The sequence below is a fragment of the Bacteroides sp. RCH18 genome, from assembly GCF_058231005.1.
Map to the genome: position 1 here is coordinate 1,506,656 of NZ_JBIPTC010000001.1, position 12,683 is coordinate 1,519,338.

Annotated in this window: 10 protein-coding genes and 1 tRNA gene; 10 read left to right on the top strand and 1 reads right to left on the bottom strand. The window is 39.6% G+C overall.

The window, feature by feature from the left end; translation table 11 throughout:
- The first annotated feature begins 23 nt into the window (after nt 1-23).
- The 8 genes from ffh to ACHLI0_RS06110 all read left to right on the top strand — a co-directional run bounded on the left by ffh (nt 24) and on the right by ACHLI0_RS06110 (nt 8,981).
- The gene (gene ffh, locus ACHLI0_RS06075; protein WP_008767918.1) at nt 24-1,346 is read left to right on the top strand and encodes a signal recognition particle protein; all 1,323 of its coding nucleotides are present in this window, start codon (nt 24-26) and stop codon (nt 1,344-1,346) included.
- Between the two features lie 615 nt (nt 1,347-1,961).
- Nucleotides 1,962-2,840, top strand: a complete 879-nt coding sequence (locus tag ACHLI0_RS06080; protein WP_413555539.1) for a cytochrome c biogenesis ResB family protein — start codon at nt 1,962-1,964, stop codon at nt 2,838-2,840.
- Nucleotides 2,824-3,609, top strand: a complete 786-nt coding sequence (locus ACHLI0_RS06085; RefSeq protein ID WP_413555540.1) for a cytochrome c biogenesis protein — start codon at nt 2,824-2,826, stop codon at nt 3,607-3,609. The genes ACHLI0_RS06080 and ACHLI0_RS06085 overlap by 17 nt, the downstream gene beginning before the upstream one ends.
- Before the next feature lie 20 nt (nt 3,610-3,629).
- Nucleotides 3,630-5,012 carry a cytochrome c peroxidase gene (locus tag ACHLI0_RS06090; protein WP_413555541.1) on the top strand — a complete coding sequence of 461 codons (1,383 nt, stop codon included), beginning with the start codon at nt 3,630-3,632 and terminating at the stop codon, nt 5,010-5,012.
- A 251-nt stretch (nt 5,013-5,263) separates the two neighbouring features.
- A complete protein-coding gene (gene folD, locus ACHLI0_RS06095; RefSeq protein ID WP_490748663.1) occupies nt 5,264-6,145 on the top strand; it encodes a bifunctional methylenetetrahydrofolate dehydrogenase/methenyltetrahydrofolate cyclohydrolase FolD in 882 nt (293 codons plus the stop codon).
- A 154-nt stretch (nt 6,146-6,299) separates the two neighbouring features.
- Nucleotides 6,300-7,436: a CapA family protein gene (locus ACHLI0_RS06100; protein ID WP_490748664.1), complete on the top strand. Its 1,137-nt coding sequence runs from the start codon at nt 6,300-6,302 to the stop codon at nt 7,434-7,436.
- 65 nt (nt 7,437-7,501) lie between these two features.
- Nucleotides 7,502-7,578 (top strand) — tRNA-His (locus ACHLI0_RS06105).
- Nucleotides 7,579-7,718: 140 nt separating this feature from the next.
- Complete coding sequence (locus tag ACHLI0_RS06110; protein WP_369897843.1) at nt 7,719-8,981, top strand: phage integrase SAM-like domain-containing protein; 1,263 nt, start codon at nt 7,719-7,721, stop codon at nt 8,979-8,981.
- Nucleotides 8,982-9,102: 121 nt separating this feature from the next.
- Here the strand turns inward: ACHLI0_RS06110 and ACHLI0_RS06115 are convergent, their stop codons facing one another.
- Entirely contained in the window at nt 9,103-10,347 is a 1,245-nt protein-coding gene (locus ACHLI0_RS06115; protein WP_369897841.1) for a hypothetical protein, read from the bottom strand.
- Between the two features lie 422 nt (nt 10,348-10,769).
- On the opposite strand from ACHLI0_RS06115, the gene ACHLI0_RS06120 reads away from it, so the two are divergent.
- Together ACHLI0_RS06120 and ACHLI0_RS06125 are read left to right on the top strand one after the other, a co-directional pair.
- Nucleotides 10,770-11,384 (top strand): hypothetical protein, encoded by a 615-nt coding sequence (locus ACHLI0_RS06120; RefSeq protein ID WP_369897839.1) that lies wholly within the window; start codon nt 10,770-10,772, stop codon nt 11,382-11,384.
- Between the two features lie 369 nt (nt 11,385-11,753).
- A complete protein-coding gene (locus ACHLI0_RS06125; protein ID WP_369897837.1) occupies nt 11,754-12,584 on the top strand; it encodes a radical SAM family protein in 831 nt (276 codons plus the stop codon).
- Nucleotides 12,585-12,683 lie beyond the last annotated feature (99 nt).

The window sequence follows — 12,683 nt, forward strand, 5'->3', positions numbered from 1 at the left end:
AATTAATTCGTAATTAAACAACTATGTTCGATAATTTAAGTGAAAGACTAGAACGGTCATTCAAGATTCTGAAAGGTGAAGGCAAAATCACCGAAATTAACGTGGCGGAGACGCTGAAAGATGTACGTAAGGCATTGCTTGATGCCGACGTTAACTACAAGGTTGCAAAAACTTTCACTGACACGGTGAAGGAAAAAGCCATCGGTCAGAATGTACTTACGGCTGTGAAGCCAAGCCAGTTGATGGTGAAGATTGTGCACGACGAACTGACCCAGTTGATGGGTGGCGAAACGGTAGAAATCAACCTCGAATCCCGTCCGGCAGTAATCCTGATGTCAGGTCTGCAAGGTTCGGGTAAGACTACTTTCTCCGGTAAGTTGGCACGCATGCTGAAAACGAAAAAGAATCGCAAACCATTATTGGTAGCCTGTGACGTTTACCGTCCGGCAGCTATCGAACAGTTGCGTGTACTGGCAGAACAAATTGAAGTGCCGATGTACTCAGAACTGGACAGCAAAAATCCGGTAGAGATTGCACAACACGCCATTCAGGAAGCCAAAGCCAAAGGGTATGACCTCGTAATCGTCGATACAGCCGGACGTCTGGCCGTAGACGAACAGATGATGAACGAGATCACCGCTATCAAGGAAGCGATCAATCCAGACGAAATTCTGTTCGTGGTAGACTCCATGACAGGACAGGATGCCGTCAATACAGCCAAAGAATTTAATGAACGTCTGGACTTCAACGGTGTGGTACTGACCAAATTGGATGGTGACACCCGTGGTGGTGCGGCTCTTTCTATCCGTTCGGTAGTCAACAAGCCGATTAAGTTTGTGGGTACAGGTGAAAAGCTGGATGCTATCGACCAGTTCCACCCGGCACGTATGGCAGACCGTATCCTCGGTATGGGTGACATCGTTTCGCTGGTAGAACGTGCTCAGGAACAGTATGACGAAGAAGAGGCCAAACGTCTGCAAAAGAAGATTGCCAAAAATCAGTTCGACTTCAACGACTTCCTCAGCCAGATTGCCCAGATCAAGAAGATGGGTAATCTGAAAGAACTTGCATCCATGATCCCGGGCGTAGGCAAAGCTATCAAAGATATTGATATCGACGACAATGCTTTCAAGAGCATCGAAGCGATCATTTATTCCATGACTCCGGCAGAACGTTCCAATCCGGAAATATTGAACGGCTCACGCCGTACACGTATCGCTAAAGGTAGCGGAACAACGATTCAGGAAGTAAACCGTTTGCTGAAACAGTTCGACCAGACCCGCAAAATGATGAAGATGGTGACCAGCAGCAAAATGGGAAAGATGATGCCGAAAATGAAAAAATAAAAAGAATTTTATTCTGTTTCAGATAGAAGGAGGGGTGTCAAAAGTAACTAAACTCCCCTCCTTCAGGAAGGAGGGGTGGCTGAAAGCCGGGGTGGTAGGTATATTGCATAGCTGAATATCAATAGCTTACGTATTTACCTACCACCTCCCCCTACGGGTACTCCTCCTTCCTGAAGGAGGAGAGTTTAGTTACTTTTGACTTTTGACACACCTTCTTTATTTTTGGTATTACAGATTTCACTTTCCTATATCAATCAGCTTTTTATCAGACAGCTTCAATTTTATAAATCTCCACTTTCCACTACCTCTTGTATCGACTACTCCCGCTATGGTAAGTCCAATATAAAACACTGCGTTTTACAAGGTATAAAGCTATGCTTTAGGGAGTGAAAAGCATAGCTTTATACCTTGTAAAGCATAGCTTTATACCTTGTAAAGCGTAGCTTTAGCTTCCATATCCTCTCCCCTTTCACCAACAACTACACTGAAGGATTACCCTAAACTCATATTAATATCATTATCTACTTGTAACGATTACAATTTTATAAAGATTTTATATGAATATTCATTTTTATTTCTTTACTTTGCAAAAGATAACAAAACAGAAGCACGAATATGTACTATGTATATGTAGCAGGTTACATTTTATTTGCAGCAGCCATGCAGTTGTTCACAGGAAACTTTCCTGTTTCTTTTCTCGCCTTTCCGCTGAATATCATCTTTGCGGCGATCTGGCTTTTCCTGTTATGGATACTATATAAAGAATATAATAATCTAAGAATCACCCGTTTTCTCGGTTCATCCAAAGCCAGCGTTTTATCTATCAGCCTGTTTATCGGTGGTTGCCTGATCATAGGACTTTTCCCCCAGCTATCTGAACCGGAAGCCGAAATGCGCAAAGGAATATCAGCCTCATTGGGATGTTACAATTTCATGACTTCATGGATATTCATTTCTATACTCTTATTATTATTAAGCAATCTGGCGATGATCACCATCCACGCCTGTCGGCATCGCAAACAAGCACGCTGGCGCTTTATTCTGAACCATACAGGTTTATGGCTGGCTCTGTTTGCCGGATTTCTGGGTAGCAGTGACACGCAGACATTACGCATACCTTTATATAAAGGTGAACCGACACATGAGGCATTCGACATGAATGGCGCATCTTATTATTTAGATTATGATATGGAACTCAATTCGTTCGCTGTAGAATATTACCCGAACGGACGTCCTTCCCGCTTTTCCGCCAATGTACGTTTGGGGAATGAGAACGTTCTGTTGGAAGTAAACCACCCCTATTCCTACCGACTGGGGGAAGACGTCTACCTCACCGGATACGACGTTACGAAAGGCAACGAAAGCAATTACTGTATTCTACAGGTCGTAAAACAACCCTGGAAGTATGTGATGGTAGCGGGTATTCTGATGATGCTTGCAGGAGCAGTTCTTTTATTTGTAAACGGAGCTAAAGCGTATGATAAACTGGGATAACTTCTATGTATTTGCAGCAGTATCCAACTGCTTATGGTTGGCAGGAGCTGTATTTGCCCTTCGTTCATCATCGAAAAGTAAGGTGGCAATCGGTTTTACTTCCAGCGGCATTATTATATTGGGAGTATTCATTGCCGGATTATGGATATTCCTCCAGCGCCCTCCATTACGCACTATGGGAGAAACCCGCTTGTGGTATTCATTCTTCATGGGAATAGCAGGATTGCTAACCTATATCAGATGGAAGTATCGCTGGATTCTCTCTTTCTCGACGTTACTTTCCACAGTTTTTGTGATCATTAATTTGATGAAGCCTGAGATACACGACCAGTCATTGATGCCTGCGCTGCAAAGTGTATGGTTTATCCCTCATGTGACCGTATATATGTTCTCTTATTCCGTTCTGGGATGTGCTTTCATCATCGCCCTGACCGGACTGTTCCGTCATAAAGAAGAATACCTGCACACAGCAGACAATCTGGTTTACGCAGGTGTCGCCTTTCTTTCCATCGGTATGCTACTCGGTTCTCTTTGGGCAAAGGAGGCTTGGGGAAACTACTGGAGCTGGGACCCTAAAGAAACTTGGGCAGTCATCACCTGGATGGGATATTTGCTCTACATTCACCTCCGCCTGTTCAGAAGAACCGGACAGAAAACTCTCTATGCCCTGCTCATTGTCTCCTTCCTTGCTTTACAAATGTGCTGGTATGGAGTCAATTACCTGCCGGCGGCCCAACAAAGCGTACATTTATATAATCGTAATAACTAACCTCAAAAAACAAATGTGAAATGAAGAGAAGTACAAAACTAATCGTAGCATTATTGGTAGTCGTGGCGGCATTGGCAGTCACTTACCGACTGATGCACCGGGTGCCTTCTGCCGATTTGGAAGCAAACGTGCAGATGCAACAGATTATTACGGATGCAGGATGCCTGAGATGCCATACCTCGACACCGGAACTGCCGTTCTATGCAAATATGCCTGTCGCCGGAAAAATTGTAATGGAAGACGTGAGCAAAGCCTATCGCGCTTTTGACATGACTCAGATGGAGAAAGACATGAAGGAAGGCCGCCCTCTTAATCCGGTTGACCTGGCTAAAGTAGAAAAAGTAATCCTCGACGGAAAGATGCCGCAGGCAAAGTATTACCTTGTACATTGGGGAGCTTCTTTCAACGATGCAAAGAAAGAGGTAGCACTGAGCTGGGTAAAAAATCACCGCATGGGACTGTATACCGATGTAGCGGTAGCACCTGATTTCATTAACGAACCGATTCGTCCCATTGCCGACTCGATCTCAGTCGATGTACGCAAAGTGGTCTTAGGAAATCTGTTGTATCACGACACCCGCTTATCGGCAGACAACACCGTTTCATGTGCCAGCTGTCATGGCCTGGACACCGGTGGCGTTGACAACAAGCAGTATTCTGAAGGAGTAGGCGGTCAGTTGGGCGGTGTCAATGCCCCGACCGTATACAATGCTGCCTATAACTTTGTTCAATTCTGGGACGGACGTGCCGGAACTCTGGCAGAACAAGCTGCCGGCCCTCCATTGAATCCGGTAGAAATGGCTTGCGAGTCATTCGATCAGATCATCAGCAAACTGGCAGAAGACAAGAATTTCGTAGTAGCATTCAACGAAGTATATCCCGACGGATTGAGCGAAAAGAATATCACAAATGCTATTCAAGAGTTCGAAAAGACATTGCTGACTCCTAATTCACGCTTCGACCGTTATCTGAAAGGACAGAAAGATGCCATCACCGCAGATGAAATCGCCGGATACGACCTTTTCAAGAAATATGATTGTGCGACTTGTCATGTGGGAGAAATCCTCGGCGGACAATCTTATGAACTGATCGGTGTACAGCATGATTATTTCGCAGACCGTCAGGCAGAAATGACTGAAGAAGACAACGGACGATTCAAGCAGACAAAAGCAGAGCGTGACCGTCACCGCTTCAAAGTGCCGGGATTGAGAAATATCGAACTGACCGCTCCTTATTTCCACGACGGCAGCATGGCTACTATGGATGATGCGGTTCGCGCCATGGCCAAATATCAGTTAGGCATCGAACTGCCACAACCGGAAGTAGATAAGATTGTCGCCTTCCTCCGTACATTGACCGGAGAGTATAAAGGCAAATTACTGACGAATAAGAACATGATCTGACAAGACCAAACAGAGGCTCCATTTCACCCGAACAGAGCCTCTGATTGATGCAAACAGAGCCTCCGTTTCACCTAAACAGAGGCTCTGTTTTTCTTGCCTGAAAATCAGAGCTTTTCCTTGTTCTTTTTGCCTTCTTTCCTGCTCGTATTCCAATATGTTCCGCTGTCCCCTCTCCACAAAAAGTCCATTCCTTTTGGAGAGTTCAGTTATTTATTTTACTTTTGTCCATCACCAATAAATACTCTGAAAATATGACTCTGATAGACGGAAAAGCCATTTCCGAACAAGTGAAACAAGAGATTACAGCCGAAGTAGCCGAAATTGTTGCTCGTGGCGGTAAACGCCCGCATCTGGCAGCAATCCTTGTAGGACATGATGGTGGCAGCGAAACGTATGTAGCCGCCAAAGTAAAAGCCTGCGAAGTATGTGGATTCAAATCCTCCCTCATCCGTTACGAAAGTGACGTGACCGAAGAAGAACTACTCGCCAAAGTACGCGAACTGAACAATGACGACGACGTAGACGGATTTATCGTACAGCTCCCGTTACCCAAACATATCTCCGAACAGAAAGTTATCGAAACGATCGACTATCGTAAAGATGTAGACGGATTCCACCCTATCAACGTGGGACGCATGTCTATCGGACTTCCCTGCTATGTATCCGCCACCCCGAACGGTATTCTCGAACTGCTGAAACGCTATGAGATAGAGACGTCGGGAAAGAAATGTGTTGTACTCGGCCGCAGCAATATTGTCGGCAAACCGATGGCTGCCCTGATGATGCAGAAAGCGTATCCGGGGGATGCAACCGTCACTGTATGCCATAGCCGCAGCAAAGACCTGGTAAAAGAATGTCAGGAAGCAGATATTATTATCGCTGCTTTGGGACAACCCAACTTCGTGAAAGAAGAAATGGTAAAAGAAGGTGCAGTGGTAATCGACGTAGGTACTACCCGTGTGCCGGATGCCAGCAAAAAATCCGGCTTCAAGCTGACAGGCGATGTGAAGTTTGATGAGGTAGCGCCAAAGTGCTCATTCATCACTCCCGTACCGGGCGGTGTGGGTCCAATGACGATTGTATCACTGATGAAAAATACACTTTTAGCCGGTAAAAAAGCTATTTATAAGTAGAACATTGAAGGACAGTGAAATGCATTTCACTGTCCTTTTCCTTCCCTTAATCTGACAGTTATGAAAACAATTACGATTCTCCCTCTCTTATTATGTCCGTTTCCTGCCTAAGTAACAATCATTCTCGAAAAGACATTATAATCCTCTTGAACGTATGAAAGAACTATTAGTATCCCTTCTCTTGGTTACACAATTCTCTTGTATCAGCAAAGCGCAAGAAAATGATACTACCACACAGATACTGACAACTGACAGCCTGCAAACAGACACCCTTTCGCTTCTTTTTGCAGGTGACCTCATGCAGCATCAAGGACAAATTAACGCTGCACGTACTGCGACAGGAGGCTACGATTATTCCAGCTATTTTGAATATGTCAAAGACGAAATCCAAAGTGCTGACTTTGCCATAGCTAATCTGGAAGTTACTCTCGGAGGAAAACCCTACAAAGGCTACCCTGCTTTCAGCGCTCCCGATGAATATCTGACCGCTATTCATAATGCCGGATTCAATGTACTGATAACCGCCAATAACCATAGTCTCGACCGTGGCAGAAAAGGTTTGGAACGCACCATACAATTAATAGACTCCTTAAAAATTCCACACGCCGGAACGTACCTCAACGCTGAAGAGCGTGAAAATAAATACCCTCTTTTATTAGAAAAAAAAGGCTTCCGCATTGCCATACTCAACTATACATACGGAACAAACGGAATCCCTGTCACTCCGCCTAACATCGTCAATTATATTGATACGACCATTATATCCAAAGATATCGAAGCAAGTAAAACACTGAATCCCGATGCGATTATTGCTTGTATGCATTGGGGGATCGAATACCAGTCACTCCCCGACAAAGAACAGAAGTTTCTGACCGATTGGCTGCTTCAAAAAGGAGTAAATCACATAATCGGTTGTCATCCGCATGTTGTGCAACCTATCGAAGTTCGCGAAAACAGTCTGACAAACGAGAAGCATCTGGTAGTCTATTCACTAGGGAATTATATTTCCAATATGTCCGCCCGTCGCACGGATGGTGGCCTGATGGTTAAAATGGAATTAGTAAAAGATAGTACCACCCGACTCAACCATTGCGAATATAGCTTGGTATGGACAGCCCGTCCCGTTCAATCAGGAAAAAAGAATCATCAATTACTACCGATTAATTTTCCCACTGACTCCATTTCCGTAAATGCACGTAACTCTCTGAGAATCTTCGCAAATGATGCGCGATCCCTCTTCAGCAAGCATAATCGGGGAATAAAAGAATATCTTTTTTATAAAAAAAAGTAGTAGAATCTTTTGGAGATTTAAAGATAATATCTATCTTTGCACCGCGTTAGAGAAACGCAGACATGGTGGATGTAGTTCAGTTGGTTAGAGCGTCAGATTGTGGTTCTGAATGTCGCCGGTTCGAGTCCGGTCTTCCACCCCAAAGAGAATCCTTGATAATCAGTAGATTATTGAGGATTTCTTCGTTTTAAGCGGTTCGTTTTCAAGTACCACATTGGCTTCATTTCACTAGTTTTACTGCATTTGTTGATTAATAGTTTATTAATTAAAAACAGATGTAACATGTTGACATTCAGAGAAGAGATTATGAGAAACGAGCAAAAGAGTGATGGAACTTACAATGTGAAGATAAGAATCACTTATCAGCGCAAAATCAAAAGGTTATCCACAAGTATATTTGTGCTAAAGAAAGACCTGACTAAAGATTTCAAACTAAAGAATCCAATCTTTATTAAGGAAGTAAACGACTTAATACGTAACTACCAAGAACAGTCAGCTAAACTACAATTAGAGCTAAACAATTACAGTATCAATGAGATAGTAACATTTCTAAAAGAAGAGCGTGAAAGATCTAAAACAATTGACTTTATTCAGTTTAGCAAAGACTGGCTGGAATACACAGAGATAAAAGGTAAGAAGAATTATAAATCAGCGATCAATGCTTTTATCACTTTTTTAGGTAAGGATAAGCTAAACACTAATCAAGTTACCAAGTTACTTATGATGGAGTTCATGGACTATCTCAATAAAAAAAGAGATAAACAAGTCACAGAACTCCAGAAGAAAGGTAAGAGAATCCCTTCCAACAGAATGGTCTCCCTGTATATGGGTAGCATTAGGCATCTGTTCAATGAAGCAAAGAAAAAGTATAATGACTACGATAGAAATATCATTCTCATACCCAATTCTCCTTTTGAGAACCTAGAAATACCTAAACAAGAGGCTACAAGAAAAAGAGCATTATCAGCAGAGTTAATCAAGAAGATATGGGAACTACCTTATATCATTAATGCTAATGGTAAAGAAAGAAATTGTCCATTCAATTTGGCTAAAGACTGTTTCATATTATCCTTTTGTTTAATGGGAATGAACTCCGCAGACTTACATAACTGTTCGGAAATTCAAGATAATATCATTACCTATTATAGAAGTAAAACTACTGGCAGAAGGATCGATAAGGCTAAGATGCAAGTTATCATACCTCCTATTATACAACCACTTTTAGTTAAATATAAAGATTACACAGGCAAGAAAGTATTCAGGTTTTATCACATGTACAATAGTGCTAATAATTTCAATAGAGCTATCAATCTTGGATTAAAACAGATTGGCAAGATATTAAAAGTAGATGACCTAGAGTACTATGCTGCAAGGCACTCATGGGCTACATTAGCTGTTAATAAAGTAGGTATTGATAAGTACACTGTTCATGCTGCTTTGAATCATATTGATGAAGCCATGAGAATCACTGACATCTATATTGAAAGGAACTTCAAAATTGAGAATGATGCTAATGCTAAGATTGTGAAATTCGTTTTTGGATAAAAATGACAATCCATTACGCAAAACTCATTGATAAGTACATTATGAACAAATGAATAAATTAATGACGTTCACAGAGGATCTGGTCGAACAGACCTATTTTCTCTTTGGTTTATTCCACCTGTTAATATGCAGGTGGATTTCCCAAAGCGTTCTTTAACACTTCATAAATATCAACAAGAAAAGTCATATTTTCTTTTCTAATCCGCAAATAATCAGGTTTAATGACATTCTCTTCTTTATCTACGAATAACTTTAGCATTCGCTTTCTGTCAGCGTAAAAAGAAGGAATAGTCAAGACTATATCTTCCCATGATTTTATACGATCTTCTATTCCCCCAATTTTATCCTCGATTTCAATTCTTTTCGATTCTAACTTATGTTCCTGTGTGTACCTTTTTAACAGTTTACCCCCTATTTCCATTTTGCTCCCTTCTCTTTGTTCTTTTTTAATCAATTCTAAAGTTCTTTTTTGCTCTTTTATTTGTAAATGTTGAGCTGTGATAAGATTAAATTTTATTACATATTCACCTAATTGATCTAATGCCTTTAATCCTATCAACAAAAATTCAATAGCTGAAAAATTGTGATTTGAAGGAGTTTTATACCATTTAATCGCCTGTATATCATTTACTTCATCATATCCTAAGAAAAATGAAACAAATGATTCCCCTTTGTTCGGTTCGATAAATCCCTTTTCAACCAATTTATCGTATACTGTTTTTAGATTATTTTTATTCCAATGAGTTTCTATTTGAATAAACTCAATTACAGGAAAAGACATCAAGGAACGCTCCATATTGTATTTTATATTTAATGAGATAATTCTCTTTTTTAGATTCTCTAAAAATCGGTTACATTGCTTCTTCCTATTTTTGTCTATTTTTACCAATACGTTATATAGTTTTATATTTTCAGGTGTGACTTTTCTTTCAAAAGAATGGATGTCATATTTTCCACAAGGAAAATCAATATTTGCAGGTAACATAATCTTATGTTGATACAATCGATATTGGGTTTTATAATCAAACATATTAGAATTCCCTTTATTTGATGAATTCTCTATTTGCAACTTACTTTGTTCATAATTATATCTCGCCATTGTTGAAGTTTGCCAGCGTTCCGGAACATAATACATATATGGTGAGTCAAATAGATTATTGGGATTGTTATAAATAGAAGAAAGTTCGCAATATCTTTTATATATATATTCTATGAAAGTAGATTGCTGAGATTTTATTGACTTCAGATAAAGCTCTATGTTTTTAATGACTGAAGTATACTTTGGAGGTTTTTCATCCTCTATTAAATATCTCTTGACCTTTAAATAATCTTTTTCTATCTCTTCTTTTCTTTTTTCACGTTCCATCTTTATTTTTTTAAACTCAATAACACTAATGTTAATTAATCCTTCAAAAAATAGCAAGATACATTCATATACCTAGTAATTTGAAACATTTTATTACCGTATCAATCTAATAATCAATCATATATGTACTGCGAAAACCTTTTGAAATTATCCTTCTATTTTTGCAGCAAAATTAATAGAAATAGTAAAGAACTTAATAAAATGTACTGCTAAAATAAAACAATAAAGGATAACCAATCCATGCGCTCTTTGACATATTGAACAACCATTCAGCTCTGATAGGTCAGAGTCTGATTTGATCCAAATACTTGATAAGTGATGGTTCGCTTTACAAAGGTATGATTTGGTATTATGAATAAATCGTATAAGGTTCGATTCCTTACATACCTACATTGTTTAATTTAAATTACATAATTTATTTCATGAAAACAAGTAAAAACAAGAAAAGACACTACTCTATTCAGAATGGAAGTAGTGTTAACGTTCAGTTAACCGAACGTAAAATCAGTAACAATGAAAACAACAAAGTAGTCAATAACAAATTAAATAAGGAGGACATAAAAATGGAAAAAATCAAAATTTCAGTTCAAGAATTGGTAAATGCTCAATCAAAAGAAGCAAAGAGAGCACTGAGAGAAAAACTGTGTATTACAAGAAAACAATTAAAAATGATTATGAAAGATTTAGAGCAAGGAAAATGCAATGTAAATAATGGTTTTATTTATGTTCAAACAGAAGTGAATACCGAAGACAAACAAACTGATCTGATTCGGAAACAGATACAAAACAAGGCAAAAGAACAGCAGATACAATATGTGCAAACGAAAAAGAACAATAACCAAGCGCAAACCCCACCTAAGGGTAAAGGTGGGTGGAGTTACAAAACGACTATAGCAGGTGTTTTAGCCCATGAAATTTGCGGACAAGAAGAAAAAACCCCTAAATCAATTACACGTTCTGCATGTACTATAAATATTGCTTCTGCTATCTTTTTATTAATAGGTGCATGTTATTTGTGGAGAAATAATATGAAATAAATCAATGAAGGGTATATTCGAAACCTATTTCCTGAATAACATTCTTACTTGCTATGAAAACGTACAAATAATAATTAGGAAATTTAGGAGTTCTAGTATTACCCTTCAATCAATATAATTATTTTTTAGTTTATAGAATCATCAAAAACGACATTATGTCTCCCTTATAGAACACTATAGTAAGTATTTACAAGCATAGGGCATTTCACTTTTAACAATAAAAATCTTATGAACAATTGTATTGTAACCAGACAGGAAGTCATAATCTTCTTGCCACAGTCTCTTCTTTGCCTAATAATATCCCGGGAATGAAGGAGATAAAGGGTTTAATAAAAGTGGATATTATTAATTTAAATTTAAAAATAAAATATGAAAACAGTAAAAAATTATCATGGTAAAGCAATCTATCAACCTGCTGGAAAAGCTGCCGAATATGGAGAATGGGGTTGTAATTTTTATATTGGCTGTTCGAATTGGTGCGGCTATTGTTTCTGCTCAGAAATTTTAAAGCCAGGTTTGTGGAGTTCTACAGTAACCTTGAAAAAAGCCTTCAAGGATGAACAGGATGCTATTGCGGTATTTGAGAAGGAACTCTCCAAAAATTTGCAGGCACTACATGACTTCGGATTATTTTTCAGTTTTACTACTGATCCGCTACTTCCTGAAACAATGGAACTGACAGCACAGGGAGTAAAGACTTGTGTGGAGAACGGTGTGAATGTGAAAGTTCTGACCAAGCGTGCCGATTTCATGGACAATCTCTTTGGATTGCTGGCTAGCTATGGGAACTTTGATGAGGACCAGTACAAGAAGCATGTGGCTTTCGGATTTACCCTGACCGGACACGATGAACTGGAACAAGGTGCATCATCCAATATAGAACGTATCGGTGCTATGGAAAAACTGCATAACAGGGGGTATAGAATATTTGCAAGTATAGAACCGATTGTAGACTTTCCGTCTTCCATGCAGATGATTAACGGTTCTCTCCCTTTTTGCGATCTCTATAAAATAGGATTGATGTCAGGTAATGGAATAACGTATGATCCGGTTGAAGCACAAACCTTTTTATCGGAACTACAGCAGTTATCCGGACAACCTAAAATCTACCTAAAGAATTCCTTAGTCAGATTGCTTGGGGTGGATAGAAAGACACTGCCTAAGAATTTTGTAGAGAGTAACTACAATATGTTCGGCTGAGAATAATGCACATGGGGAGCCTCGAATGAAGGGGCTTCCCCTTAATCTCAATTATATTATGTTTAGATTGAATTCAAACCGGGGAAGATGCGGTTCATA

What these genes read in the sequence shown, in the direction of transcription:
- ffh (WP_008767918.1), top strand. Translation starts at nt 24, where the DNA reads ATGTTCGATAATTTAAGTGAAAGACTAGAACGGTCATTCAAGATTCTG.
- ACHLI0_RS06080 (WP_413555539.1), top strand. Translation starts at nt 1,962, where the DNA reads ATGTACTATGTATATGTAGCAGGTTACATTTTATTTGCAGCAGCCATG.
- ACHLI0_RS06085 (WP_413555540.1), top strand. Translation starts at nt 2,824, where the DNA reads ATGATAAACTGGGATAACTTCTATGTATTTGCAGCAGTATCCAACTGC.
- ACHLI0_RS06090 (WP_413555541.1), top strand. Translation starts at nt 3,630, where the DNA reads ATGAAGAGAAGTACAAAACTAATCGTAGCATTATTGGTAGTCGTGGCG.
- folD (WP_490748663.1), top strand. Translation starts at nt 5,264, where the DNA reads ATGACTCTGATAGACGGAAAAGCCATTTCCGAACAAGTGAAACAAGAG.
- ACHLI0_RS06100 (WP_490748664.1), top strand. Translation starts at nt 6,300, where the DNA reads ATGAAAGAACTATTAGTATCCCTTCTCTTGGTTACACAATTCTCTTGT.
- ACHLI0_RS06110 (WP_369897843.1), top strand. Translation starts at nt 7,719, where the DNA reads ATGTTGACATTCAGAGAAGAGATTATGAGAAACGAGCAAAAGAGTGAT.
- ACHLI0_RS06115 (WP_369897841.1), bottom strand. Translation starts at nt 10,347, where the DNA reads ATGGAACGTGAAAAAAGAAAAGAAGAGATAGAAAAAGATTATTTAAAG.
- ACHLI0_RS06120 (WP_369897839.1), top strand. Translation starts at nt 10,770, where the DNA reads ATGAAAACAAGTAAAAACAAGAAAAGACACTACTCTATTCAGAATGGA.
- ACHLI0_RS06125 (WP_369897837.1), top strand. Translation starts at nt 11,754, where the DNA reads ATGAAAACAGTAAAAAATTATCATGGTAAAGCAATCTATCAACCTGCT.